General features: G+C 71.0%; 25 protein-coding genes and 1 pseudogene. 15 read left to right on the forward strand and 11 right to left on the reverse strand.

The genetic code is table 11. The features are described from left to right. Positions 1 to 144 precede the first annotated feature (144 nt). Positions 145 to 1110, reverse strand: coding sequence for a pirin family protein (locus AQJ46_RS40205; protein ID WP_059210276.1), 966 nt, complete (start codon positions 1108 to 1110; stop codon positions 145 to 147). A 92-nt stretch (positions 1111 to 1202) separates the two neighbouring features. Here AQJ46_RS40205 and AQJ46_RS40210 point away from each other — a divergent pair, with 92 nt between their 5' ends. Together AQJ46_RS40210 and AQJ46_RS40215 are read left to right on the forward strand one after the other, a co-directional pair. After that, positions 1203 to 1685: a MarR family winged helix-turn-helix transcriptional regulator gene (locus AQJ46_RS40210; protein ID WP_059210277.1), complete on the forward strand. Its 483-nt coding sequence runs from the start codon at positions 1203 to 1205 to the stop codon at positions 1683 to 1685. Next, positions 1682 to 2128: a winged helix DNA-binding protein gene (locus AQJ46_RS40215; protein WP_059210278.1), complete on the forward strand. Its 447-nt coding sequence runs from the start codon at positions 1682 to 1684 to the stop codon at positions 2126 to 2128. The genes AQJ46_RS40210 and AQJ46_RS40215 overlap by 4 nt, the downstream gene beginning before the upstream one ends. An 18-nt stretch (positions 2129 to 2146) precedes the next feature. Here AQJ46_RS40215 and AQJ46_RS40220 read toward each other — a convergent pair whose 3' ends face one another. Further along, positions 2147 to 3544 carry a PepSY-associated TM helix domain-containing protein gene (locus AQJ46_RS40220; RefSeq protein ID WP_059210279.1) on the reverse strand — a complete coding sequence of 466 codons (1398 nt, stop codon included), beginning with the start codon at positions 3542 to 3544 and terminating at the stop codon, positions 2147 to 2149. 136 nt (positions 3545 to 3680) lie between these two features. Here AQJ46_RS40220 and AQJ46_RS40225 point away from each other — a divergent pair, with 136 nt between their 5' ends. Then, complete coding sequence (locus AQJ46_RS40225) at positions 3681 to 4325, forward strand: peptide deformylase (RefSeq protein ID WP_059210280.1); 645 nt, start codon at positions 3681 to 3683, stop codon at positions 4323 to 4325. On the opposite strand, the gene AQJ46_RS40230 is transcribed toward AQJ46_RS40225, so the two are convergent. Then, complete coding sequence (locus AQJ46_RS40230; RefSeq protein WP_059210281.1) at positions 4322 to 5761, reverse strand: dihydrolipoyl dehydrogenase family protein; 1440 nt, start codon at positions 5759 to 5761, stop codon at positions 4322 to 4324. The two genes, AQJ46_RS40225 and AQJ46_RS40230, sit on opposite strands and share 4 nt — an antisense overlap. 145 nt (positions 5762 to 5906) lie before the next feature. On the opposite strand from AQJ46_RS40230, the gene trxA reads away from it, so the two are divergent. Further along, positions 5907 to 6293 carry a thioredoxin gene (trxA, locus tag AQJ46_RS40235; protein WP_057618095.1) on the forward strand — a complete coding sequence of 129 codons (387 nt, stop codon included), beginning with the start codon at positions 5907 to 5909 and terminating at the stop codon, positions 6291 to 6293. A gap of 2 nt (positions 6294 to 6295) precedes the next feature. On the opposite strand, the gene AQJ46_RS40240 is transcribed toward trxA, so the two are convergent. From AQJ46_RS40240 to AQJ46_RS40255, 4 genes are read right to left on the reverse strand one after another with little or no spacing between them, the layout of a single operon-like run. Continuing rightward, entirely contained in the window at positions 6296 to 7732 is a 1437-nt protein-coding gene (locus AQJ46_RS40240; protein WP_059210282.1) for a benzaldehyde dehydrogenase, read from the reverse strand. Positions 7733 to 7762: 30 nt separating this feature from the next. Next, positions 7763 to 8941 (reverse strand): 4-hydroxybenzoate 3-monooxygenase, encoded by a 1179-nt coding sequence (locus tag AQJ46_RS40245; RefSeq protein WP_059210283.1) that lies wholly within the window; start codon positions 8939 to 8941, stop codon positions 7763 to 7765. A 16-nt stretch (positions 8942 to 8957) separates the two neighbouring features. Further along, entirely contained in the window at positions 8958 to 10004 is a 1047-nt protein-coding gene (locus AQJ46_RS40250) for a LacI family DNA-binding transcriptional regulator (protein WP_208617066.1), read from the reverse strand. Between the two features lie 47 nt (positions 10005 to 10051). Further along, the gene (locus AQJ46_RS40255; RefSeq protein ID WP_059210285.1) at positions 10052 to 10711 is read right to left on the reverse strand and encodes a TetR/AcrR family transcriptional regulator; all 660 of its coding nucleotides are present in this window, start codon (positions 10709 to 10711) and stop codon (positions 10052 to 10054) included. 119 nt (positions 10712 to 10830) lie between these two features. Here AQJ46_RS40255 and AQJ46_RS40260 point away from each other — a divergent pair, with 119 nt between their 5' ends. Next, positions 10831 to 11394 (forward strand): NAD(P)H-dependent oxidoreductase, encoded by a 564-nt coding sequence (locus AQJ46_RS40260; protein ID WP_059210286.1) that lies wholly within the window; start codon positions 10831 to 10833, stop codon positions 11392 to 11394. 137 nt (positions 11395 to 11531) lie between these two features. Here the strand turns inward: AQJ46_RS40260 and AQJ46_RS40265 are convergent, their stop codons facing one another. Beyond that, positions 11532 to 12437, reverse strand: a complete 906-nt coding sequence (locus AQJ46_RS40265) for a LysR family transcriptional regulator (protein WP_059210350.1) — start codon at positions 12435 to 12437, stop codon at positions 11532 to 11534. 117 nt (positions 12438 to 12554) lie between these two features. On the opposite strand from AQJ46_RS40265, the gene AQJ46_RS40270 reads away from it, so the two are divergent. Continuing rightward, positions 12555 to 12761 carry a hypothetical protein gene (locus tag AQJ46_RS40270; RefSeq protein ID WP_059210287.1) on the forward strand — a complete coding sequence of 69 codons (207 nt, stop codon included), beginning with the start codon at positions 12555 to 12557 and terminating at the stop codon, positions 12759 to 12761. A 204-nt stretch (positions 12762 to 12965) separates the two neighbouring features. Here the strand turns inward: AQJ46_RS40270 and AQJ46_RS40275 are convergent, their stop codons facing one another. Next, complete coding sequence (locus AQJ46_RS40275; protein ID WP_057618089.1) at positions 12966 to 13847, reverse strand: LLM class F420-dependent oxidoreductase; 882 nt, start codon at positions 13845 to 13847, stop codon at positions 12966 to 12968. A 109-nt stretch (positions 13848 to 13956) separates the two neighbouring features. Next, complete coding sequence (locus AQJ46_RS40280; RefSeq protein ID WP_059210288.1) at positions 13957 to 14925, reverse strand: TerC/Alx family metal homeostasis membrane protein; 969 nt, start codon at positions 14923 to 14925, stop codon at positions 13957 to 13959. Positions 14926 to 15172: 247 nt separating this feature from the next. Here AQJ46_RS40280 and AQJ46_RS40285 point away from each other — a divergent pair, with 247 nt between their 5' ends. Further along, positions 15173 to 16150 (forward strand): alpha/beta hydrolase, encoded by a 978-nt coding sequence (locus AQJ46_RS40285; RefSeq protein ID WP_059210289.1) that lies wholly within the window; start codon positions 15173 to 15175, stop codon positions 16148 to 16150. A 196-nt stretch (positions 16151 to 16346) separates the two neighbouring features. Next, positions 16347 to 17336, forward strand: a complete 990-nt coding sequence (locus AQJ46_RS40290; protein ID WP_059210351.1) for a helix-turn-helix domain-containing protein — start codon at positions 16347 to 16349, stop codon at positions 17334 to 17336. A 15-nt stretch (positions 17337 to 17351) separates the two neighbouring features. On the opposite strand, the gene AQJ46_RS40295 is transcribed toward AQJ46_RS40290, so the two are convergent. Next, the gene (locus AQJ46_RS40295) at positions 17352 to 17705 is read right to left on the reverse strand and encodes a hypothetical protein (protein WP_059210290.1); all 354 of its coding nucleotides are present in this window, start codon (positions 17703 to 17705) and stop codon (positions 17352 to 17354) included. Positions 17706 to 17828: 123 nt separating this feature from the next. Here AQJ46_RS40295 and AQJ46_RS40300 point away from each other — a divergent pair, with 123 nt between their 5' ends. The 7 genes and pseudogenes from AQJ46_RS40300 to AQJ46_RS40330 form a co-directional block, all read left to right on the forward strand. Beyond that, positions 17829 to 18287 (forward strand): MarR family winged helix-turn-helix transcriptional regulator, encoded by a 459-nt coding sequence (locus AQJ46_RS40300; protein WP_057618085.1) that lies wholly within the window; start codon positions 17829 to 17831, stop codon positions 18285 to 18287. 350 nt (positions 18288 to 18637) lie between these two features. Then, complete coding sequence (locus AQJ46_RS40305) at positions 18638 to 18904, forward strand: hypothetical protein (protein WP_059210291.1); 267 nt, start codon at positions 18638 to 18640, stop codon at positions 18902 to 18904. A 136-nt stretch (positions 18905 to 19040) separates the two neighbouring features. Then, a complete protein-coding gene (locus tag AQJ46_RS40310) occupies positions 19041 to 20234 on the forward strand; it encodes a CaiB/BaiF CoA transferase family protein (RefSeq protein ID WP_059210292.1) in 1194 nt (397 codons plus the stop codon). A gap of 27 nt (positions 20235 to 20261) precedes the next feature. Next, the gene (locus AQJ46_RS40315) at positions 20262 to 21428 is read left to right on the forward strand and encodes an acyl-CoA dehydrogenase family protein (protein ID WP_059210293.1); all 1167 of its coding nucleotides are present in this window, start codon (positions 20262 to 20264) and stop codon (positions 21426 to 21428) included. Further along, entirely contained in the window at positions 21421 to 22167 is a 747-nt protein-coding gene (locus AQJ46_RS40320) for a GntR family transcriptional regulator (RefSeq protein ID WP_059210294.1), read from the forward strand. The genes AQJ46_RS40315 and AQJ46_RS40320 overlap by 8 nt, the downstream gene beginning before the upstream one ends. 33 nt (positions 22168 to 22200) lie before the next feature. Further along, positions 22201 to 22995 (forward strand): electron transfer flavoprotein subunit beta/FixA family protein, encoded by a 795-nt coding sequence (locus tag AQJ46_RS40325; protein ID WP_059210295.1) that lies wholly within the window; start codon positions 22201 to 22203, stop codon positions 22993 to 22995. 21 nt (positions 22996 to 23016) lie between these two features. Beyond that, positions 23017 to 23387 (forward strand): annotated as a pseudogene (locus tag AQJ46_RS40330) (electron transfer flavoprotein subunit alpha/FixB family protein); the annotation flags it as partial.

Below are 23387 nucleotides of genomic sequence, written 5' to 3' on the forward strand. Positions count from 1 at the left end.
GACAGCCACACCGTGGAATCGTCCGCCACCCGAAACCACTCCCGACACCCGTTTTGCCGCGCTCCCGCCAGCGACCCAAGAGCAGGAAGCAGGGCCCGACCGCTTCCCGCTCGTCATCCACGTGACTTCAGGCATTTCTGCAGTTCAGCGCACCCTTCCCCGCGGTTTCAACGGCACCGGCGGCAGTTCCGGTGCAGGCAGTGGCGCCCCGTCGTACCCCTTCACCTCGCCGAACCGGGAGCCTTCCATCCAGTCCTGACGGGCCTGTACGATCTCTTCCTGAGATCGCCCGATCCAGTTCCAGAACATGACGAGCTCCTCCTCGAACGGCTCGCCGCCCAGGAGCATCAGGCCCGCGTCCGACTCGGCGCGCAGCGGGAGTTCGGTGCGGCCGCAGCCGAGGTAGAGCATCGAGCCGGGCAGGAGCGGCACCCCGTCCACGTGGGCCTCGCCGGACATGGACAGGACGGCGTACTCGAAGTCCGGTACCAGGGGCAGGCGTACGTCCGCGCCGCGGGCGAGGGCCAGGTCGGCGCCGACGATGGGGGTGTACGCCGTTCCAGGTGAGCGTGCGCCGTCGAGGTCGCCCAGGATGAGTGTTGCCGTCAGGCCGGGTGCCGTGATCTGCGGCAGCTCGGCGTGGTGCTCGAAGCGCGGGTCGGTGTGGCGGTGGCCGTCCGGCAGGGCGACCCAGAGCTGGGCGCCGTGCAGGAAGCGGGCGTGCGACTTGGGGCTCTCCTCGGAGTGGCTGATCGCGCGGCCGGAGGTCATCAGGCCCAGCTCACGGGGGCGGATGGTCTGGAGGCTGCCGGTGGAGTCGCGGTGCAGCACCTCACCCTCGTGCAGCCAGCTCACCGTCTGCAGGCCCATGTGCGGGTGCGGGGGCACCTGCATGCCGGGCTCGTCGGCGATGTCGTCGGGGCCGTAGTGATCGACGAAACACCAGGCGCCGACCATGCGGCGGCCCAGGTTGGGAAGAAGCCGTCGTACCTCACTGGACTCGCCGAGCTTGACGCGCCGAGGGCTGAGGAGTTCGCGCACGGGTTCCGCCACCACGAAGCCGCGGCCGCCGCACAGGGCGGGAACCGGCTCGCGATCAAGATTGCTCATGGCGCCCAACCTAGACCCGTGAGGCAATTCCCGTCAGGCGCCCTGCCCAAAAATAGTAGCCATGGATATAGTAGCCATGTACTGTATCGAGCATGAGTACGACTTCCGAGGGCGCAACGCCCGGTTTCCTGGTCTGGCGACTGTCGATGAAGTGGCGGGTCGCGGTCGACCGCGCGATGGCGCCGCTCGGCCTGACCCATGCCCAGTACTCGCTGGTGGCGTCGCTGTACGGCATGCAGCGCGGCGGCGAACGCCCGAGCCAGCGACGCCTCGCCGACCAGACCGGCCTCGAACCGCTCTACGTCTCCAAGCTGGCGCGCTCCCTGGAGAGCGCCGGGCTTCTGGAACGCACCCGGGACCCCCGCGACCCGCGCGCGGTGCAACTGGCGCTGACCGAGGAGGGCCGTGAGCGGACCCTGCGGGCCATCAAGGTCGTCCAGGGGCTCCTGGAGCAACTGCTGGCACCTCTCGGAGGCCTGGACAGCGCGCGCACGCGGGAGTTCAAGCGCGAGCTGGCGATTTTGCTCGACGCACCTCTCGACCCGACGAACGAGAACCTCGAGGAGCAGTCATGACCACCACCACTCCCGTCCTCAACCCCCGCGTCATAGCCCTGGCCCACTACGCCGCCCGTGCACTTCTCGAGAACGTCCTGGCCCGCCACGGCGCGACCTTCCAGCAGTCCGTCACCCTGCGGCTCGCCGCCGTCGCGGAGGGCCCGGTCGAGCGTGACCGCATCGTCGAGGACCTCGTCGGCGCGCTGAAGATCGACATGCCGGAGGCGCACTCCGTGGTCGGCGAGCTGATCTCCGCGGGACTGCTGGCTTCCCATGAGCCGTCCCAGGTGCGGATCACGGACACCGGGCGGGCGCTGTTCGAGACGACGTCCGCCGAGACCGCCCCCCTCACCGCCCGGGTCTACGCCGGCATCCCCGCGGAGGACCTCGCGGTCGCCGGCCGCGTACTGAGCCTCATCACCGAGCGGGCCGACGAGGAGCTCGCCGCCCTGAACAAGTAGGGGAACGTCCCGTACGTCTCAGGATGCCGCCACGCCCTTCCTGCCCCGCCGATGGGCGACCTCGCCGAGGATCACGTCGGCGACGATGAAGCCGGCCAGCGGTATGCCGAGCAGCGGCACGAAGTAGCCGAGGACGGCGACGACCACCACGCCGGGCACCAGGATCTGCGGCGGGACCTGCTGCCAGGCGCCGCGCGGGATCGGCCGGCCGAAGGCGGAGCCGCGGCCGCGCTGCCACCACATGCGGTAGCCCCACACGATCAGCAGGACCAGCGACAGCGCCAGGAGCATCAGGGCGATCTGGTTGACCAGCCCGAAGAGAACTCCGGTGTGCAGATCGATGCCCCAGCGGGTCAGCTTGGCGAGCAGCGGGTAGTCGGCGAACCGCAGCACGTCGGTGACCTCGCCGGTGGTCGGGTCGACGGCGACCGCGTCCTGCTTCTCGGGCCAGCTGCGCTGCACCTGCCGTACGACATAGGCCGACGACTCGTCGGCGGGCGGGACCATCTCGACGGGGTCTCCGAGCCCCTCGGCGCGGGCGGCGGCCAGCACCTTGTCGAGGCCGACGCCGTGCTCGGCGCCTCCGGCCGAGGTGGACGCCCCGTGGCCCGCGTGGTCGCCGCCCGCGGCCGCGGAGACCGAGGGCGTGGACTGGCCGAGGGAGGTGCGGAGTTCGTCGATGTTGGCGCCGGCATACGTCGACCATGTCAGTCCGGTCGCCGACAGGAAGATGAAGCCGGCCGCGGCCCAGACGCCGACGCTGCCGTGCAGTCCGAGAGTGCGGCGCCGCCCGCTGGTACCGCGGACCTTGCGCAGGGCGCGGCGGCGGGAGAACCACAGCGCGATGCCGCCACCCGCGATCACCCACAGCCAGCTGGCGGCGAACTCGCTGTAGAGGCGGCCGTTCTCGCCGAGGTGGAGGTCGCGGTGGAACTCGTCGATCCAGGTGCGCAGCGGCAGCGCGCCGGTGGAACCGTACTGCTCGAGCGCGCCGCGGACCTTGCCGGTGTACGGGTCGACGAACACGGCGAGGGTGTGGTTCGGGTCGACTCCCTTCACCCCGGACAGCAGCACCCTGGTCGTCGCGTCGTCCTCGGGAGAAGGACGTACGGCCGAGACGGTGCCCTCGGGGTGGGCCTTGCGGGCGGCGGCCACCTGCTCGGAGATGGGCAGCTTGCTGTCGCCGACGGCGGCGACGGTCATCTGGTCCCGGTAGACGATCTTCTCGGCCTGGAAGGCACCGGCGTACAGAAAGCCGGTGACGGCGGCGATGAGGAGGAAGGGCGCGACGAACACGCCGGCGTAGAAGTGCAGGCGCAGCACGAGCGGGCGCAGCGGGGCCCATCTGCTGGGGACCGGCGCGGAGGCGGCCGGTTGGGGTACCTCGTCGGTGGTCGTCGAGGGGGCGAGGGACATCGGCGGCTTCTCCGAGGGCTGGGGACGGTAGCGGTCCAGTAGTCGGAGGAAGAGGGCATCGAGTTCCCGGCACCTGAAGTGACCCGCATCACACGGGAAGCACGCGGCTCGCTCGGTGCCATGGCATCCTGGCGCGATGGCAACTCCGAGTCATCGCGCGCCCCTTGCCGAGCTGGTCGAGGAACTCCTGGCCACGGACGGCCCGCTGCCGATCGTGGCGGCCGGCGAACCGGTCCTGCGGCGCGCCACCGAGCCGTACGACGGCCAGTTGGACACCGCGCTCCTGTCCCGTTTCGTCGAGGCCCTGCGTGTCACCATGCACGCGGCGCCGGGCGTGGGCCTGGCCGCCCCGCAGGTGGGGGTGCCGCTGCGCATCGCGGTCGTCGAGGACCCGGCGCCCGTACCGGAAGAGGTGCGGGAGGCGCGTGGACGGGTGCCGCAGCCGTTCCGCGTGCTGGTCAATCCGTCGTACGAGCCCATCGGCACACAACGGGCCGCGTTCTTCGAGGGCTGCCTGAGCGTGCCGGGCTGGCAGGCCGTGGTGGCGCGGCCCGCTCAGGTACGGCTGACATGCGAGGACGAGAACGGCCGCCCGGTCGACGAGGTGTTCAGCGGCTGGCCGGCACGGATCGTCCAGCACGAGACGGATCACCTCGACGGCATGCTGTACCTCGACCGCGCCGAGCTGCGCTCGCTGTCCTCGAACCAGGCGATGGCCGAGCGGTGGACGCAGCCGACACCGGAGCAGGCGGCCGCGTCCCTCGGCTTCGCGCTGCCCTAGTTGTCCCGGTAGGCCTCCAGCAAGCGCAGCCACACCTCGCTGATGGTCGGGTACGACGGGACCGCGTGCCACAGCCGGCTGATCGGGACCTGGCCTGCCACCGCGATCGTCGCGGAGTGGATCAGTTCGCCGACGCCGGGGCCGACGAAGGTGACGCCGAGGAGGATCTCGCGTTCCAGGTCGACGACCATGCGGGCCCGCCCTCGGTAGCCGTCGGCGTAGAGGCCGGCGCCCGACACGGAAGCGAGGTCGTAGTCGACGGCGCGGACCCGGTGGCCCGCCTGTTCGGCCTCCGCCAGGGAGAGGCCCACCGCGGCGGCCTCCGGGTCGGTGAAGACGACCTGGGGTACGGCGTCGTGGTCGGCGGTCGCGGCGTGGGCGCCCCAGGGGTCCGCCTGGACCGGGACTCCGGAGGCCCGGGCGGAGATCGCCGCGCCCGCGATGCGCGCCTGGTACTTGCCCTGGTGGGTGAGGAGCGCGCGGTGATTGACGTCGCCGACCGCGTAGAGCCAGTCGCTGCCGGTCACCCGGAGGCTGTCGTCGACCTCCAGCCAGGTGCCGGGCTCCCGGCCGATGGTGTCCAGGCCGATGTCGTCGGTGCGCGGGGCGCGTCCGGTGGCGAAGAGGATCTCGTCCGCCTCGATACGGTCGCCGGTGGCGGTGACGACCACGACCGTGCCGCTCTCGCGGCTGACCGATTCGACCGACGTGCCGGTGCGGACGGTCACGCCCGCTTCGGTGAGCGCCTCGGCGACGAGTTCGCCCGCGAAGGGCTCCATGCGGTTGAGCAGGCCCTTCCCGCGCACGAGAAGGGTGACCTGCGAGCCGAGTGCCTGCCAGGCCGTGGCCATCTCGGTGGCGACCACTCCCCCGCCGACCACGACCAGCCGTCCGGGCGCCGCCTGGGCGCTCGTGGCCTCGCGGCTGGTCCACGGCTTGACCTCGTCGAGGCCCGGCAGGTCCGGCAGGACGGCCCGGGTGCCGGTGCAGACGGCCACGGCGTGCCGGGCGGTCAGCACCTTCCGTACGCCGTCGGGACCGGTGACCGTGACCGTGCGCTCTCCGGTGAGACGGCCGTGGCCGCGGTGGAGGTCGGCGCCGATGCTCTCCAGCCAGCCGATCTGGCCGTCGTCCTTCCAGTTCGAGGTGAAGTAGTCCCGGCGTGCGAGAACCGCGGCCGTGTCGAGGGGTCCCTGTACGGAGGCGCTCAGGCCCGGCAGGCGGCGCGCGTCGGCCTGGGCGATCACCGGCCGCAGCAGGGCCTTGCTGGGCATACAGGCCCAGTAGGAGCACTCTCCGCCGACCAGCTCGCTCTCCACGACCGCGGTGGAGAGCCCGGCCGCACGGGTGCGGTCGGCCACGTTCTCCCCCACGGGCCCGGCACCGAGCACCACTACATCGTAGGTACTGGAGGCGATGTTTTCCGTTTCCGTCATGGGCCCAGTCTGGTGGGTGGTGTGCGCTCGGGCCACCAGGGGTACGCGCGCCGCAATACCGAGTGGTGACCGCTGTGGAATACCCGGCGCACAGGCCGTGTTGTGCCGACGGCTTCGCTCCGAGACCAGGAAGAGGGATCACGTCATGAGCAGCACCGTGGAGCTCACCAAGGAGAACTTCGACCAGATGGTCACGGACAACGAGTTCGTCCTGATCGACTTCTGGGCGTCCTGGTGCGGTCCTTGCCGCCAGTTCGCGCCGGTCTACGAGAAGGCCGCCGAGGACAACCCCGACCTGGTGTTCGGCAAGGTGGACACCGAGGCGCAGCCGGAGCTGGCCCAGGCTTTCGGTATCCAGTCCATCCCGACGCTGATGATCGTCCGCGACCAGGTCGCGGTGTTCGCCCAGCCGGGCGCGCTGCCCGAATCCGCCCTGACGGACGTCATCGGGCAGGCCCGCAAGCTGGACATGGCCGAGGTCCGCAAGGCCGTGGCCGAGCAGCAGGCCCAGGCCGAGCAGAACGGCGAGTAACCCTAGAAGGGGTAGGTCGCCACGTCCGCGCGTACCGTCGTCCAGCGCACGTCGGTGAAGGCCTCCACGTTGGCCTCACCGCCGAAGCGGGCGCCGGTGCCGGACGCGGCGATACCGCCGAAGGGCGCGACCGCCTCGTCGTTCACGGTCTGGTCGTTGATGTGCACGATGCCGGTGGGAATCCGCTCCGCCAGGTCGAGACCGCGGGCCGCGTCCCCGGTGACGATGCCGAGCGAGAGGCCGTACGGCCCCGTGGCGGCCAGGGCGGCGGCCTCGTCGACCGTGCTGAAGGACCGTACGGGTGCGACGGGGCCGAACACCTCCTCCGCGTAGGCCGGCGTGCTGTCGTCGAGGCCCGCGAGGACCGTCGGGCGGTAGAAGAGCTTGTCGTGCGTACCGCCGGCGACCAGCTTGGCGCCCTGGGCGGTGCTGGCCTCGACCAGGCCGCGCACCTTGGCGAGCTGGTTGTCGTCGATGATCGGGCCCAGGTGGACCTGTTCCCGGTTGGGGTCGCCGACGGCGAGGGAGTCGGCCTTGGCGGCCAGGCGCTCGACGTACTCCTCGTACAGCGAGGCGTGGACGAGGTGGCGGCCGGTCGTCATGCAGATCTGGCCCTGGTGGAAGAAGGATCCCCAGGCCGCCGTGGAGATGACGGCCTCGATGTCGGCGTCCTCCAGGACGATCAGCGCGGAGTTGCCGCCGAGTTCCAGGTGGGCCCGCTTGAGGTGGCGTCCCGCGGCCTCCCCCACCGCGCGGCCCGCCGCGGTCGATCCGGTGAAGGAGATGACGGGGACGCGCGGGTCGGCGACCAGGGCCTGGCCGACGTCGGGGCCGCCGGGCAGGACGTGGAACAGCCCCTCGGGCAGCCCGGCCTCGGCGAAGACGGCGGCGAGCGAGAGGCCGCCGCAGACCGCGGTGCGCGGGTCCGGCTTCAGGATCACCGCGTTCCCCAGCGCCAGGGCCGGGGCGACGGAGCGGATCGAGAGGATCAGCGGAGCGTTGAAGGGCGCGATCACGCCCACGACGCCGACCGGGACCCGGCGCGTGTAGGACAGGCGGGGTGCCTCGCTGGGCAGGACCTGGCCCGCGGGGCGAGAGGCGAGGGCGGCTGCCTCGTAGCACTCCTGGGCGGCCACGTGCAGTTCGAAGTCGGCCTTGCCGGGGATGGAACCGGACTCGCGGACGAGCCACTCGCGCAGTTCGTCGGCGTGGGCGGAGAACAGGTCACCGGCCTTGCGCAGCACCCCGGCCCGCACGAAGTGCGGGAGCCGGGCCCATTCGGTCTGGGCGGCCCGGGCGGCCGCCGCGGAGCGCTCCACGTCCTCGGCGCCGGCGAGGGTGACGGTGGCGAGCGTGTCGCCGGTGGCGGGCTCGGTGACGGCGTACTCAGGTCCCGACAGGGGGTGGGGCTGCCAGCTCTTGGGGTCGAGCAATGACATGACGGCTCTCCGTTCGATCACCGGTGGGACTCACACGGGGAGCGGTAGTCCCGTGTAGTTCGCGGCCAGTTCGGCGGCCGCGTGGTGGGATGCGGTGATGCGGCGCAGCCGTGCGAGCTGCATCCGGCTCTCGAACGCATCCCCATTTGGTTGAGCGTGCAACATCCTAGTCATGTCGTACGAGAACCGCGTGGCCTGCCACACACGAGAAAGACACAACTTTGAATATCTGTCGATCAGTTGTGTCGATCCCGTGCGGTGCACCGCGGTCAGGGCCCGGGCGAGTAGGGATACGTCGGACACGGCGAGGTTGAGGCCCTTGGCCCCGGTCGGCGGCACGATGTGCGCGGCGTCGCCGGCCAGCAGGAGACGGCCGTGCCGCATCGGTTCGTGGACGTAACTGCGCATCGGAGTCACCGACTTGGCGGTGATCGGGCCGCGTTCCAGGGTCCAGTCGGCGTCGATCGCGAAGCGGGCGGCGAGCTCGTCCCAGATCCGCTCGTCGGACCAGTCGTCGGGATCGGTACCGTTCGGGACCTGGAGGTAGAGCCGGGAGACGACGGGCGAGCGCATGCTGTGCAGAGCGAAGCCGCGCTCGCCACGGGCGTAGATCAACTCCTCGCAGGACGGCGGGACATCGGCGAGGATCCCGAGCCAGGAGTACGGGTAGTCGTGCTCGTACGTCCGGCTCGTCGCCGCCGGGAAGGCCTCCCGGGAGATGCCGTGGAAGCCGTCGCAGCCCGCGATCCACTCGCAGGTCAGCGTCTGTTCGCGGCCCCCGTGCCGGAATCGTACGACGGGGGCGTCGCTCTCCGGCTTCTCGACCGCCAGAGCCTCCGCCTCGAACAACAGCGGTGGCCCCTCGGCCAGTTGGAGCGCGACGAGGTCCTTCACGATCTCGGTCTGGGCGTAGATCGTGACCGTACGGCCACCGGTGAGGACGGGGAAGTCGATGTGGTGCCGCTCCCCCGCGAACCGCAGCTCGATGCCCTGGTGGACCAGCCCCTCGGTCTCCAGACGCCCGGCGGCGCCGCACGCGCGCAGGGCGTCGACCGTGCCCTGCTCCAGCATCCCGGCACGCTGACGGTGTTCCACGTACTCCCGCGTCCTGCTCTCCAGGACCACACAGTCGATCCCCGCGCGGTGCAGCATCCGGGCGAGTAGCAGTCCGGCGGGGCCGCCGCCGATGATCCCGACCGTGGTGCGCATGGCAGGCCTCCCTGCGTCAGCTGGAGTCGCGGTGCACCACCGTGGCACCCAGCACCGTGTGCGTCTCGGTCGCGGCGCCCGGTTCGCGCACCGCGCGGTCGACCAGTTCGGCGAGGTCGCGGCCGGACGGCAGCTCGAGGTGGACCGTGCTCAGCCGGGGGCGCAGCAGCCGGCCGAGGAGCAGGTCATCGGCACCGATCACCGCCGTGTCCTCCGGGATGCGGATGCCCTCGTCCTGGAGGGCCCGCATTAACAGCATCGCGTACTCGTCGTTGTACGCAAACACGGCGTCGAGGCCGAGGTCACGCCAGCGGACGGCGAGCTTGGCCGCGGCCTGCTCCTCGTAGGCGAGGGGCAGCTCGGTCAGCGTGGCGTCGGTGCCGTGCAGGGCCCTGCGCACACCTGCCAGCCGGGGCAGCGAGAAGGCCTCCAGGCCGGACTCCTCGGGCACCACCACTCCGATGCGGCGCCGGCCGCGGGCGTACAGGTGGGTGGCGGCACTGTGGCCGACGCCCGCGTGGTCCATGAGCAGGGCGTGGGCCCCCTCGACCGCGTCGGGACCGAGGGTGACCACCGCCCGGGCACCGGAGCGCCGGAGCAGGGCCACACCCTGCGGGCCGAGTCCCGTGCCGGGCACCAGGACCGCGACCGGGCGCAGCTCGGCCCAGGCGCGGGCGGCAGCGTCGCCCTGCAGGCCGACGCTGCCGTACTGCACGACGGTGTAGTCCAACCGGCCCAGGGCCCACTGGAGTTCACTGATGAACTGGCTGTAGAGCGGGCCCACCGGGATGGACGGGGCGGGCATCAGGACCATCCGGCTGTGGCCGGCGCGCAGGCTGCGGGCGGCCGCGTGCGGCACGTACCCGAGTTCCTTCGCGGCCTCGTGGACGCGGCGGCGCGTGGGCTCGCTGATCCGGACGGCGCTGGTGTTGTTGAGGACGTAGGAGACGGTCGCTCGGGAGACGCCGGCCAGGCGGGCCACGTCGGCGCTCGTGGGAACCGAGCGCGTCGCCGGGGAAACGGGCGCGGGCGTTTTCGGTATCTGCACCATGACGGTCGTCATCTTTGCAGAAGCTGTGACGGTGTACCGGACCGGGTCACGGCCCGAACTCACCGTGGCGGATCGGCGCAGGTGAGCCGGGCGACGAGGTCGTCCCAGCCCTTCTCCAGGCGCTCCAGCGGCATGTGGCACCTCCGGGTGAGGTGATGGATGGTGGCGGGATCGAGGTAGCCCATCAGGGCCTGGGCGAGCAGTTCGGAGTCCGCTTCCGGGCGTGCCTGGCGCAGCAGCAGGGTCACATGGCTGTGGTGCACCCGACGGGGCGCGGGGGTGAAGCGGCGCTCCGGGCTCGGCTCGGCGGCCAGCATCAGGTCCATCTCGTCGCCGGACCGGCGCAGGAGCGCGTGGCCGAATGCGCGCAGCCGGTCGACGGGCGGTGCGCCGGGCCCAAGCGGGGCGGGTCCGCTGAGGAAGGCCGCCTGGAAGTTGCGCTCGGAGTGGTCGAGCAGTGCCGTCAGCAGCCCGGTGCGGTCGCCGAACCGGCGGAAGACGGTGCCCTTGCCGACCGACGCGGCCGCGGCCACCGCCTCCATCGTGACCCCGGCCGCCCCGTGCTCCGCGACCAGGCGGGTGGCCGCCTCAAGGAGCCGGGCCCGGTTGCGCGCGGCGTCGGCGCGCAGGCATGGCTCGTCCTCGGGAAGGCCGAGCTGGAGCAGCTCGGGCTCATGGGCATCGGGGGGAGTGGGCAGGGGCGGCAGGACGGCGGACATGAACTAAGCGTAAAGCAGCGGGAAGAAAACTGGACCGGGGTCCGGTTATGGGGGTACAACTTTAAGCGGACCTCGGTCCGCATCATTACGGCAATGTTTCACCCTCCCTTGGAGTTCGCATGTCTGTTCGCATTCTCGCGCTCGTCGGAAGCCTTCGCGCCGGTTCGACCAACCGCCAGCTCGCCGAGGCGGCCGTCAAGCACGCCCCCGAGGGCGCGGAGGTCGTGCTCTTCGAGGGCCTCGGCGAGATCCCCTTCTACAACGAGGACATCGACGTGGAGGGCAGCGTCCCCGCGGCCGCCGCCAAGCTGCGTGCGGCCGCGCAGTCCTCCGACGCGTTCCTGTTCTTCTCCCCCGAGTACAACGGCACCATCCCGGCCGTGCTGAAGAACGCCATCGACTGGCTGTCGCGTCCCTTCGGCGCCGGCGCCTTCGGCGGCAAGCCGGTCGCCGTGGTCGGTACCGCGTACGGTCAGTTCGGCGGTGTGTGGGCGCAGGACGAGACCCGCAAGTCCGTGGGTATCGCCGGCGGCAAGGTGCTCGAGGAAGTCAAGCTGTCCATCCCGGGTTCGCTGGTGCGCTTCGCCGAGACGCACCCGGCCGACGACGCCGAGGTCGCCGCGCAGCTGGCCGAGGTCGTCGCGCAGCTGCACAGCAACGCGGGTGAGGTCGCTGCCGCCTGACCTGCGGCGCGAAACGGGGGTCGGGGTCTTGCGTCCCGGCCCCTTCTCGTTTGTCTGCGGGTCTGTGGGGGCTGGTCGCGCCCACGCGGCGGAGCCGCATGTCGACACAGCCCCGCGCCCCTTCGGGGCGCGCCTCCTCACGCCACTGCCGAGGGTGCCAGTTGCCGTAGAGCTCCCAGTGCCGCCGCGACCGCCGGGCGTTCGTGCGCTCCGCCGCGGGTGCAGGTGAGGAGCTTTCGATGGGGGTTGCCTTCGCAGCGCACCCTTGCGATCGGCAGGTGGGGGGTCAGGTGGGCCAGGCGGGGGATCAGGGCGACGCCCAGGCGGTGGGCCACCAGGTGCGCCGTCACGTTCCAGTCCAGGGCGTGGTGGACCACGCTCGGGGTGAAGCCGGCCGCGCCGCAGGCCGAGAGCACGTGGGGGCGGCAGGGGCTGTCGGGGACCGGGGCGATCCAGTCCTCGTGCGCCGCGTCCGCGAGGTCGGCGCGCTCTCGTCCGGCGAGGGGGTGGTCCGCGGGGACGACCAGGTCGAAGGGGTCGTCCAGCAAGGGCTGTTGGTCGTAGCGGACGTCACTCATGGGCGGGTTGTACGGGGTCGCCTCCACCACCGCCAGGTCGATCTCCCCCTCGAAGAGCAGGTCGAAGCTCTCCGTCACGCCCGACTCCTGGATGCCGACGGTCAGTCGGGGATGCCGCTCGCGCAGCCGGACCGCCATCGGGGCGAGCAGCACGGACACGGCGACCGGGAAACCGCTCACCCTGAGCGGTCCGGCGGGCTCGCTGTGGTCGGCGCGCAGATCGAGTTCGGCCTGGTCCCAGCGGGCCTGGATGGCGTCGGCGTGCGCGAGCAGGCTCTCGGCGGCCGGGGTGAGACGGATCCCGCGGCCCTGGGGTTCGAGGAGGTCGACGCCCAGGTCACGGGCGAGTTGGCGGATCTGCTGGGAGGCGGCCGACGGGGTGAAGTGCAGGGCACGGGCGGCCGCGGTGACCGTGCCGTAGTGGGCGACCGCCCTCAGGACGTGGAGCCGGCGCAGGTCAATCATGAAGCCCACGCTTCAAGGTCGGATCCAGGAAGTCAACCTGGACGTGAACGAAGACTCCGCTGCACCCTGGGCTGTGTCGCGACGGCCGTGAACAGCCACGAGGTACGAGGAGTCACCATGACCAGCACGATCCGCGCCGTCTGCCCGCACTGCGGCTGGCCCGACGGCGCCGAGCCCTTCCAGGTGGTGTCCCGGCACGCCACGGCGACGGGCGGGACGGTGTGGACCCGCTGCGCGTGCGGCTCGCTGCAGGTCCGCGTGACCGACGGCTGCGGGACCCGCGTCGTCTCCCGCAGCCGGCCCTCCGCCGCGCGGGCGGGTTAGGGCCGGTCCGGCGGAGCATGCCGAGTCGCAGGGCTTCGTACGCACTCCCCCAGAGGGGCCCCAGTTGCCGGCTCCCTCCTCCGCCTCGCAGCCGCACGCTCCCCCGGTCTCGGCCTCGCTCGAGCGGGGGACCCCCATTACCCCGCTCACCCGCATTGATCAGGCACCCTCGCGTGAAGTCGGCATGAGCCGCCGGACCAGCCCTCAGTCCAGTTCCGCGAGCCGCTCCACGGCCGGTGCGACGAAGCGTTCGATCCACTCCGCGGGGGCGTCGATGCGCGGGGCGAGGATGACCGTGTCGATGTTGAGCTTGCCGTAGCCGGTGATGTCCCGGGTGAAGGCCTCCAGGTCGCCCTCGGTGGCCGGTTCGCCCATGTAGGCGACGGTCTTGCGGATCTCGTCGTAGTCCCGCCCCTCGGTGTCGCAGTGACCGCGCAGCACGTCGAGCTTGTGCGTGACCTCTTCCGGCGAGGTGGCGAAGAGGTTGCAGGCGTCGCCGTAGCGGGCGACCAGGCGGAGGGTCTTCTTCTCGCCGCTGCCGCCGATCATGATCTCGGGGTGCGGGCGGCTGACCGGGGCCGGTACGCACAGGGTCTCGGCGAGCCGGTAGTGGGTGCCCTCGAAGGGGCCGTTCGCCGCCGGGTCCCACATCTGCAGACAGATCCGCAGGGTCTCCTCCAGCCGTTCGAAGCGCTCCGCGAGGGGCGGGAACGGCACGCCGAGCCCTTCGTGCTCGCGGTCGTACCAGGCGGCTCCGATGCCGAGGGTGGCCCGGCCGCCGGAGAGCACGTCGAGCGTGGTCGCGATCTTGGCGAGCAGTCCGGGATGGCGGTACGTCACTCCGGTCACGAGCGCGCCGAGCCGTACGGTCTCGGTGTGGGCCGCGAGGAAGCTCAGGGTCGTGTAGGCCTCCAGCATGGGGTCCTCGGCGCCGCCGTTGAACTCCATCTGGAAGTAGTGGTCCATCACCGACAACCAGCTCACGCCGGCCGCCTCCGCCGCGGCACCCGTGGCGGCGAGTTCGGCACCGAGAGCCGGTGCGCCGGCGGGGTGGTTGAACCGGTTGATGTGCACGCCCACACGCATGTCCGTCTCCGTTCACGGGACTTCCGCCGACCAGCCCGACGGTAGAACTTGAAGCGCTCTCGAAGTCAAGGGAGAGACGTGCGCGTGTGTGCTCCGGCCACCACGCCTCTCACGCCACCCGTTCCGCCTCCGCCTCCCCCTGCTTCTTCGCGGCCCGCAGGCTCGTCAGTGTGGTGACCGTCAGGACGAGGACGATGAAGCCGAGGGAGAACGGGATGCTGATCTCGGGGACGTGGACGCCGGACTCGTGGAGGGCGTGCAGGACGAGTTTGACGCCGATGAAGCCGAGGATGATCGAGAGGCCGTAGCTGAGGTGGACCAGCTTCTTCAGCAGGCCGCCGATGAGGAAGTACAGCTGGCGCAGGCCCATCAGGGCGAACGCGTTGGCCGTGAAGACGATGTACGGGTCCTGGGTGAGCCCGTAGATGGCGGGGATGGAGTCCAGGGCGAACAGCACGTCGGTGGAGCCGATGGCGAGCATCACGACCAGCATCGGGGTCATGACCCGCTTGCCGTTCTCCTCGATCCACAGCTTCGTGTCGTGATAGCGGTCGGCCACGCCGAATCGCTTCTCCACGATCTTCAGCAGCTTGTTCTCCTCGTACTCCTCGTCGTGTCCGTCCTTGCGGGCGTCCTGGACGAGCTTCCAGGCGGTCCAGATCAGGAAGGCGCCGAAGATGTAGAACACCCAGGAGAACGCGGAGATGATCGCCGCTCCGGCCGCGATGAACCCGGCACGCAGCACGAGCGCCATCACGACGCCGACCATCAGCACCCGCTGCTGGTACTGCGAGGGCACCGCGAACTTCCCCATGATCAGGACGAACACGAAGAGGTTGTCGACACTCAGGGATTTCTCGGTGATGTATCCCGCGAAGAACTCGCCCGTGGGTTTCCCACCGCCGAAGAGGAGCAGCCCGAGTCCGAAGAGGCAGGCCAGCACGACCCAGACGACGGTCCAGATGCCGGCTTCCTTGACCGACACGTCGTGGGGTTTGCGGCCGATGAAGAAGTCGGCGCCGACCAGGACGCACAGGGCGACGATGGTCAGCAGCCAGACGGTGAGAGAGACGTTCACTGGTTCTCCTGATGCGTGGGGGGCATCGACAGCGTTGTCACCACTGGGGATCCCTTCCACCTACAAAAGGTGAACAACAGGTCACGCGATGGCAAGGAATCGCAGGTCACACAGGAGCACGGCGGAATCTCGCCGCTCACCACCCGCCGTACGGCGGGCAGGTTCCGCCGTACGGCGGCATCCAGGACGGACTCCGTTGCCCCGATCATGACGCCACGAGCCGCCGCGCCCCGCGTGAGGAGAAACCATGACCCATGTGCCGCCCCCGTTCGACCCCGAGCTCAGCGCCGCCCTGGATCTGATCAAGGACGTGATCTCGCCCGGCCTCACCCTGGACGAGATCGACATCGTGCGCCAGGGACCGGGCATCGAGATGCTGGCCGACCTGGACCTGACGCTGGACGGGTTCTTCGAGGTGGAGGACCGGTCGGTGCCGGGACCCGCGGGCGCCCCCGAGATCTCGCTGCTGATCTGCCGCCCCACCGGTCCCTCGTCCGCGGGCACCGGGCGGCCGGTGATCTACCACGTCCACGGCGGCGGCATGGTCCTCGGCAACAACCGGGTCGGGGTGGACGGTCCGCTGGCCTGGGCGAAGGAACTGGACGCGGTGGTGGTGTCGGTGGAGTACCGGCTGGCGCCCGAGCATCCGCATCCGGCACCGGTCGAGGACGTCTACGCCGGGCTCTTGTGGACCTCCGAGCACGCCGAGGAGCTGGGCGGCGACCCCGAGCGGATCGTGATCGCCGGTGCGAGCGCGGGTGGCGGGCTGTCGGCGGCGCTGGCGCTGCTCACCCGGGACCGCAAGGGGCCGCGGCCGATGGGGCAGCTGCTGATGTGCCCGATGCTGGACGACCGCAATGACAGTCCGTCGACGTATCAGATGGCGGGGCTGGGTGTCTGGGACCGGACGGCCAACGAGACGGGCTGGACGGCGTTGCTGGGTGACCTGCGGGGCGGTCCCGACGTTCCGGCCTACGCGGCCCCGGCCCGGGCCGAGGACCTGTCGGGGCTGCCGCCGGCCTTCCTCGACGTGGGGTCTGCGGAGACGTTCCGGGACGAGGTCGTCGCGTACGCCTCGCGCATCTGGCAGGCGGGCGGGGTGGCGGAGCTGCATGTGTGGCCGGGAGGCTTCCACGGGTTCGACGGGTTCGCTCCGCAGGCGGCGTTGTCCCAGGCGGCGCGGGCGGCGCATGTGGAGTGGCTGCGGAGGTTGCTGGGCAGTTAGAGGTGGCGCCGGCCGAGGCGCGGAAGGAAGCGCCCCGTGCGGACATCGGGCGGCTGCGGCCGAGTCGTCGCTGCCCGCGCGCCCGCGCGGCGGATCTGGGCGGATCCGCACATGTCTGCCCGTGGCGGAGCCACCCATGTCACAGTCCCGCGCCTCACGGGGGCGCTTCGCGTTCCCCATGGCGCACCATGGGCGTATGAAAGAGCTGGCCGGGCGCCTCACCGCGCTGGATCCGGATGCCGGTGCCGCCGTCCGGGTCATCGCCTACTTCGATCGGCTGTCCGAGGCCCGCGCGGGGCTGGAGGCGTTGGTGCGGGGGGCCGCCGTGCTGGCCGGAGTGCCTGCCCGGCTGGTCGATGTCGAGCGGCGGGTGCAGGTTCGCGTCGAAGCCGATGGGACGCGCCGGGACTCCGGGGTGCCGCCGGATCCCGGCTGGCCCACGACCGCACTCGCGCCCGGTGGGACTGCCGCTCTGTGGCTGGAGCGGACCGAGGCGGCACCCAGTGTGGTCGACGCGGTGATTCTGGAGCGGGCCGCGGGGGCGGTACGGCTCGTACTGGACCGTACGCGGGGACGCGCGCCCGTCGATGACCCGGCGTTGGTCGAGACCCTGCTGGATGCCACGGCTCCCGAGGCCGCTCGGTTGCACGCGGCGCGTGGGCTCGGACTGGAGATCACGGCATCCGCGCGTGCGCTGGCTCCGTTCGACGGGCGGCCCCGGATCGTGGCCGGGCGGGCGGACACCGAACTGCCTGCGGGGCGGGTCGGGGTGGGTCCCGCCGTGCCCGTGCTCGATCTGCCGCGGTCCTGGGCGGACGCCCGCACCGCGCTGCGGTTCACCGCGCAGGGCACGGCTCAGGATCCCGGACCGAAGATCGTGTACGCCGACGAACTGGGCGGCGTCGCGCTCCTGGCCGACCTCGTCGCACCGGGTGCCGAGCCGCCGCCCGACGTCCAGGCACTCGAGGCGGCGGGGGCGGCCACGCCCTGGCTGCTCGGCACGCTGCACGCCGTGGTCTCGACGGCGAGCCTGCGTGCGGCTGCCGCCGAGATCAACGTCCACCACTCCACCCTGCAGGACCGGCTGTCCCACGCGGAGCATCTGCTGGGCTGGCCGTTGCGCACACCTCAGGGCCGACTGCGGCTCCAACTGGCGCTGACGATGCGGCACTTGGCACGGTCGTAGCGGGAACGCAGAGGGTCAGCGGAACTCGTGCACGACCTCGATCACGCCGACGATGTGCGCGTTGAACTCGTCGAGCTCCTCGGCCGGGACCCACAGTTCGAGGATGGTGCGGCCACCCGCCTGCTGGACGGGATAGCGGCTCAGGAAGTCCGACCCGACCTCGAAGCGGGTCACAAAGCCGGCACCGTCGTGCTTGACGTTCCAGTCCCTGGCGATCCTGATCGCGTAGTCCTCGTTGAGGACCGGGTAGAAGATCGGCTGCTCGGGCAGCCTCGGCGGCCAGGCACGCCAGTCGAGTTCCCGGACCAGGTCCAGCTCCTTGGGGCCGGTCGGGCGCCAGAGGGTCGTGGTGGAGGGCCGGGTCGTCATCGGTGTCGCTCTCTGCGGGTGCGGGTTCTGATAGTTGCGCGCGCACTATAGAAGCAGACGCTGAAAGTTTCAGCGATGCAATATCCTGGGCGTACCCGTACCGGGACGGAGGAAACAGGCACCATGACCGCCACAGACCCCGCACTGACCGCCCTCGCCCAGGGCTGGTGCGCGCTCTCCCTGCTGCACGGGCGGATCGAGGCCCACATCGAGCGCGCCCTGCAGGCCGGACACGACCTCAGTGTGCGGGAGTACTCCCTGCTCGACGTCCTGGGCCGCCAGCACGACGGCGAGGGCGGGCATCTGCAGATGAAGCAGGTCGCCGACGCCGTCGTCCTCAGCCAGAGCGCCACCACCCGTCTGGTCACCCGTCTCGAGGACCGCGGCCTGCTCTCCCGCTACCTCTGCCCCACCGACCGCCGCGGCATCTACACCGATGTCACCGACGCCGGCCGCACCCTCCTCGAACAGGCCCGCCCCACCAACGAGAAGGCCCTCCGCGAAGCCCTCGACCAGGCGGCCACCAACCCCGAACTCGCCCCCCTCGTACGAGCCCTCGAAGCCCACGGCGTGTCCGCCTGACCAGAACGCCGTTCATCGACGTGACCGCCTCGTCCACGGACATCGCGACGGTGCCCGGCGAGACACCCGCCGCCGTGCGGGACGCCGAGGCGGTCGTCCACGGCTCACTGCGCCTCGCCTCCGGGATCATCGCGGCCTTGGGCTTCCAGCGGGGTATTGGTGCCCGCTCGACACCGGCTGCCGCGCGGACGAGGCACACGACATCGGCCGGAGCAGCGGCGCCGAGGCCACCTACCTGTTGCGCCGGGTCCAAGGCGCGAGGAATTGCCGCCGACCGCCGCGGGCAAGGTCCTGAAGGACCAGCGGTGAAGGACAGTGCCGCGTTTCGCGCAGACGAACGGAGATTCAGCGTGACGACGAACCAGGCCACCGCCCCGGTCGAGGACATCTCACTCACTCGGCTGGAGCGTCTCGACGAGGAGATCATCGCGCTGCTCGCGCGCCGACGCGAGATGGCTCAGGAACTCCCCGCCCCGGCCCGGGCCCGCGCCGTCGACCCCGGCTTCGTGGAGGCCGTACGGGACATCACGGACCGCTACCGCCAGGAGCTCGGCGGGGCGGGTGAGCTCGTCGCCCGCGCGGTCATGGTCCTGTGCCATCCGGGCCGTCAGAGCTGAGCCGTGCCCTCGGCCGAAAGGCCGTACAAAGTGGCGGGGGTGATCTCGCCGACAGTCCCGAGGTGGCGAAGGGCACAGGTCGTGGGGCTGCGGCGGCCGTTGACACCCTCTTGGATTTGGCCGTACAAAAGGCCCCATGAGCGTGCCGCAGCTTCCCCTGTCCGGGATCACGGTGGTCAGCCTGGAGCAGGCCGTGGCCGCGCCCTACGCCACCCGGCAGCTCGCCGACCTCGGCGCCAGGGTGATCAAGGTGGAGCGGCCGGGCGAGGGTGACTTCGCCCGCCGCTACGACACGACCGTGCACGGCCACTCCAGCTACTTCGTGTGGCTCAACCGGTCCAAGGAGTCGCTCACGCTGGACCTCAAGGATCCGCGCGGCCTCGAGATCCTGCACCAACTGCTCGACGGCGCCGACGTGTTCGTACAGAACCTGGCTCCGGGCGCGGCCGACCGGCTGGGCCTCGGCCTGGACGTCCTCGCCGGACGGTGGCCGCGGCTGATCCCGTGCACGATCTCCGGATACGGCACCGACGGGCCGTGGGCGGACCGCAAGTCGTACGACCTGCTCGTACAGTGCCAGACGGGCCTGGTGTCGCTGACCGGGACCGCCGAGGAGACCGCGCGGGTCGGGATCTCGGTCGCCGACATCGCGGCCGGGATGTACGCCTACAGCGGCGTCCTCACCGCCCTGTACACCCGGGCCACCACCGGCAGGGCCCACCCGGTGGAGGTGTCACTGTTCGAGGCACTGGCCGAGTGGATGAGCCAGCCGGCCAACTACACGCGTTACGGCGGAAGCCAGCCGCCGCGTCTGGGCACCCAGCACGCCACCATCGCCCCGTACGGCGCCTTCACCGCCGCCGACGGCAAGGACGTGCTCTTCTCCATCCAGAACGAACGCGAGTGGCTCGCCCTCTGTGCGCATTTCCTGCGACGGCCCGAGCTGGCCGAGGATCCGCGTTTCGCCACCGGCTCCGCCCGGGTCGCCCACCGCGAGGAACTCAACGCCGTGGTCGCCGAGCGGATCGCATGCTCCGAGGCCGCGGAGGTCCTGAAGGACCTGGAGGACATCGGCATCGCCTGCGCCGGAGTGAACGACGTCGCCGCGTTCCTCGACCACCCGGTCCTGGCCGCCCGCGGCCGCTGGCACGAGGTCGCCGTTCCCGGCGGGGCCACGGTGGAGGCGCTGCTGCCCCCGGCCGACCTCGCGGGACTGCCCGCCCGCATGGACCCGGTGCCGGCGGTGGGCGAGCACACCGAGGCGATCCTCGCGGAGCTCGGCCGTACCGCCGACGACATCGCGGCGCTGCGTGCCGACGCGGTCGTCTGAGACCCTGGACCGGAGGAGACCCGTGCGATGAGCGTCCTGGACATCCTCTCCGACGACGAGCGTCTCGTCGTACGGACCGTGCGCGAGTTCGTCGACAGGGACGTCCGGCCCGTCGTCCGGGAGCTGGAGCACAGCGACACCTACCCCGAGCAGCTCATCGAGACGATGAAGGAACTCGGCGTCTACGGCCTGGCGATCCCCGAGGAGTACGGCGGCAACCCCGTCTCCACGCCCTGCTTCGTCCTGGTCACCGAGGAACTCGCGCGCGGCTGGATGAGCCTGGCCGGGGCGATGGGCGGACACACCGTCGTCGCCAAGCTGCTCCTCCACTTCGGGACCGAGGAGCAGAAGAGGCGCTGTCTGCCGAGGATGGCCACCGGAGAGCTCCGCGCCACCATGGCGCTGACCGAGCCGAGTGGCGGCAGCGATCTCCAGTCGATCACCACCGCCGCCCGCCGCGAGGGCGACGAGTACGTCGTCGACGGGGCGAAGACCTGGATCACCAACTCCCGCCGCTCCGGGCTGATCGCCCTCCTCTGCAAGACGGACCCGACCGCCGACCCGCGCCACACGGGCATCTCCGTACTGCTCGCCGAACACGGTCCCGGCCTTGTCGTCTCCCGTGACCTGCCCAAGCTCGGCTACAAGGGCGTGGAGAGCTGCGAGTTGAGTTTCGAGGGCTACCGAGCGCCCGTCGAAGCCCTGTTGGGCGGCACGGAGGGGCAAGGCTTCGCCCAGATGATGAAGGGGCTGGAGACCGGCCGGCTCCAGGTCGCCGCCCGTGCCCTCGGTGTGGGGCGGGCCGCGCTGGAGGACTCGCTGCGCTACGCCCAGGAACGCGAGAGCTTCGGCAAGCCGATCTGGCGCCATCAGGCGATCGGCACCTACCTCGCCGACATGGCGACCAAGCTGACGGCCGCCCGCCAACTCACGCTGTACGCGGCCAGAGAGGCCGACGCCGGCCGCCGGGTCGACATGGAGGCCGGCATGGCCAAGCTGTTCGCGTCCGAGACGGCGATGGAGCTCGCACTCAACGCCGTCCGCATCCACGGCGGTTACGGCTACTCCACCGAGTTCGACGTCGAACGGTACTTCCGGGACGCACCGCTGATGATCGTCGGTGAGGGCACCAACGAGATCCAACGCAACGTGATCGCGGCCCAGTTGGTGGCGCGGGGTGGTCTGGATGGTTGAGCAGGCCCAGCGGGACAGCATCTACCTGCGGCTGGCACGGGAGTTGCGGGCGGCGATCCTGCGCCAGGACTTCCCGGAAGGGGTGCGGCTGCCGACCGAGGCCGAGCTGGCCGACCGGTTCGGGATCAGCCGCCAGACCGTACGGCGGGCGTTCCAGGACCTCGTCGCCGAAGGGCTGGTGCACCGGGTGCCGGGCCGGGGCACCTTCGCCACCCCCCGCGAGGAGCAGTACCTGCGTCAGTTCGGCTCGGTGGACGACCTGATGGGCCTGTCCATCGACACCCGCATGCAGGTCGTCACCCCCATGCACCAACGAGTCGACGTCGACGCGGCGGGACGGCTGGGCCTGCACAGCGACCGGGTGCACAAGGTCGCATTCCTGCGGCTGCACGAGGACACCGCGTTCTGCCACACCTCCGTGTTCCTGCCGCCGGAGGTGGGCCGGCTGCTGGAGTCGGTCCCGGAACTGGCCGAGCCCGGCACCGCCGGTGCCACCACCGTCATCGGACTGCTCGACGAGCGGCTGCCCGAGCCGATCGCCGAGGCCGAGCAGAGCATCACGGTCGCGGCGGCCGACGCCGGGATCGCCGGACACCTCGGGTGCGAGCCGGGCCGTGCGCTGCTGCGCATCGACCGGGTCTACCAGTCGGCGGCCGGACGGCTCGTGGAGCTGGCCGTCAGTCACTTCCTGCCCGAGCACTACTCGTATCGCGTACGGCTGCGGCGCAGCGGACGCTGATGCTTTCCCCACCGCAAGAATCAGGAGAAGACCTTGAGTTTGAGGATCGTTGTCACTGTGAAGTACGTGCCCGACGCCACCGGCGACCGGCACTTCGCCGATGACCTGACCGTCGACCGGGACGACGTGGACGGTCTGCTCTCCGAGCTCGACGAGTACGCGGTCGAGCAGGCGCTGCAGATCTCCGAGAACTCCGACGACGACGTCGAGGTCACGGTCCTGACCGTCGGCCCCGAGGACGCCAAGGACGCGCTGCGCAAGGCGCTGTCGATGGGCGCCGACAAGGCGATCCACGTCGAGGACGACGACCTGCACGGCACGGACGCCATCGGCACCTCCCTGGTGCTGGCCAAGGCCGTCGAGAAGGCCGGTTACGACCTGGTGATCTCCGGTATGGCCTCCACCGACGGCACGATGGGCGTGGTCCCGGCGCTGCTGGCCGAGCGCCTGGGTGTCCCGCAGGTGACCCTGCTGTCCGAGGTCTCCGTCGAGGACGGCACGGTCAAGGGCCGCCGCGACGGCGACTCCGCCACCGAGCAGCTGGAGGCCTCTCTCCCGGCCGTGGTGTCGGTGACCGACCAGTCGGGCGAGGCGCGTTACCCGTCCTTCAAGGGCATCATGGCCGCCAAGAAGAAGCCGGTGCAGTCCTGGGACCTGTCCGACCTGGACCTGGAGGCCGAGCAGGTCGGCCTGGCCGGCTCCTACACCACGGTCGACTCCGCCACGGAGCGCCCGGCCCGCACCGCCGGGACGATCGTCAAGGACGAGGGCGAGGGCGAGGGCGGCAAGCAGCTCGCCGAGTTCCTCGCAAGCCAGAAGTTCATCTGATCCGGTAGGAGTTGCTTTCCCATGGCTGAAGTTCTCGTCTATGTCGATCACGTGGACGGTGCCGTCCGCAAGCCCACCCTGGAGCTGCTGACCCTGGCCCGCCGTATCGGCGAGCCGGTCGCCGTCGCGCTGGGTGCCGGTGCCGCCGGCACCGCCGCCGTGCTGGGCGAGCACGGCACCGTCAAGGTCCTCACCCACGACGCCTCCGAGTACACCGACTACCTGGTCGTACCCAAGGTCGACGCCCTGCAGGCCGCCGTCGAGGCCGTCTCCCCGGCCGCCGTGCTGGTGCCGTCCTCCGCCGAGGGCAAGGAGATCGCCGCCCGCCTCGCGCTGCGCATCGGCTCCGGCATCATCACCGACGCCGTCGACCTGGAAGCCGGCGACGCCGG

Origin of the sequence: Streptomyces canus, from assembly GCF_001514145.1 — a bacterium.
GTDB classification, from domain to species: domain Bacteria; phylum Actinomycetota; class Actinomycetes; order Streptomycetales; family Streptomycetaceae; genus Streptomyces; species Streptomyces canus.

Excerpts from the sequence above, each read along its gene's own strand:
- AQJ46_RS40255 (WP_059210285.1), bottom strand. The coding sequence starts at position 10,711 with ATGTCCGCCGTCCTGCCGCCCCTGCCCACTCCCCCCGATGCCCATGAG.
- AQJ46_RS40245 (WP_059210283.1), bottom strand. The coding sequence starts at position 8,941 with ATGCGCACCACGGTCGGGATCATCGGCGGCGGCCCCGCCGGACTGCTA.
- AQJ46_RS40240 (WP_059210282.1), bottom strand. The coding sequence starts at position 7,732 with ATGTCATTGCTCGACCCCAAGAGCTGGCAGCCCCACCCCCTGTCGGGA.
- AQJ46_RS40310 (WP_059210292.1), top strand. The coding sequence starts at position 19,041 with ATGAGCGTGCCGCAGCTTCCCCTGTCCGGGATCACGGTGGTCAGCCTG.
- AQJ46_RS40320 (WP_059210294.1), top strand. The coding sequence starts at position 21,421 with ATGGTTGAGCAGGCCCAGCGGGACAGCATCTACCTGCGGCTGGCACGG.
- AQJ46_RS40265 (WP_059210350.1), bottom strand. The coding sequence starts at position 12,437 with ATGATTGACCTGCGCCGGCTCCACGTCCTGAGGGCGGTCGCCCACTAC.
- AQJ46_RS40215 (WP_059210278.1), top strand. The coding sequence starts at position 1,682 with ATGACCACCACCACTCCCGTCCTCAACCCCCGCGTCATAGCCCTGGCC.
- AQJ46_RS40210 (WP_059210277.1), top strand. The coding sequence starts at position 1,203 with ATGAGTACGACTTCCGAGGGCGCAACGCCCGGTTTCCTGGTCTGGCGA.
- AQJ46_RS40295 (WP_059210290.1), bottom strand. The coding sequence starts at position 17,705 with ATGACGACCCGGCCCTCCACCACGACCCTCTGGCGCCCGACCGGCCCC.
- AQJ46_RS40220 (WP_059210279.1), bottom strand. The coding sequence starts at position 3,544 with ATGTCCCTCGCCCCCTCGACGACCACCGACGAGGTACCCCAACCGGCC.
- AQJ46_RS40300 (WP_057618085.1), top strand. The coding sequence starts at position 17,829 with ATGACCGCCACAGACCCCGCACTGACCGCCCTCGCCCAGGGCTGGTGC.
- AQJ46_RS40260 (WP_059210286.1), top strand. The coding sequence starts at position 10,831 with ATGTCTGTTCGCATTCTCGCGCTCGTCGGAAGCCTTCGCGCCGGTTCG.
- AQJ46_RS40270 (WP_059210287.1), top strand. The coding sequence starts at position 12,555 with ATGACCAGCACGATCCGCGCCGTCTGCCCGCACTGCGGCTGGCCCGAC.
- AQJ46_RS40315 (WP_059210293.1), top strand. The coding sequence starts at position 20,262 with ATGAGCGTCCTGGACATCCTCTCCGACGACGAGCGTCTCGTCGTACGG.
- AQJ46_RS40285 (WP_059210289.1), top strand. The coding sequence starts at position 15,173 with ATGACCCATGTGCCGCCCCCGTTCGACCCCGAGCTCAGCGCCGCCCTG.
- AQJ46_RS40225 (WP_059210280.1), top strand. The coding sequence starts at position 3,681 with ATGGCAACTCCGAGTCATCGCGCGCCCCTTGCCGAGCTGGTCGAGGAA.
- AQJ46_RS40230 (WP_059210281.1), bottom strand. The coding sequence starts at position 5,761 with ATGACGGAAACGGAAAACATCGCCTCCAGTACCTACGATGTAGTGGTG.
- AQJ46_RS40250 (WP_208617066.1), bottom strand. The coding sequence starts at position 10,004 with ATGACGACCGTCATGGTGCAGATACCGAAAACGCCCGCGCCCGTTTCC.
- trxA (WP_057618095.1), top strand. The coding sequence starts at position 5,907 with ATGAGCAGCACCGTGGAGCTCACCAAGGAGAACTTCGACCAGATGGTC.
- AQJ46_RS40275 (WP_057618089.1), bottom strand. The coding sequence starts at position 13,847 with ATGCGTGTGGGCGTGCACATCAACCGGTTCAACCACCCCGCCGGCGCA.
- AQJ46_RS40205 (WP_059210276.1), bottom strand. The coding sequence starts at position 1,110 with ATGAGCAATCTTGATCGCGAGCCGGTTCCCGCCCTGTGCGGCGGCCGC.
- AQJ46_RS40290 (WP_059210351.1), top strand. The coding sequence starts at position 16,347 with ATGAAAGAGCTGGCCGGGCGCCTCACCGCGCTGGATCCGGATGCCGGT.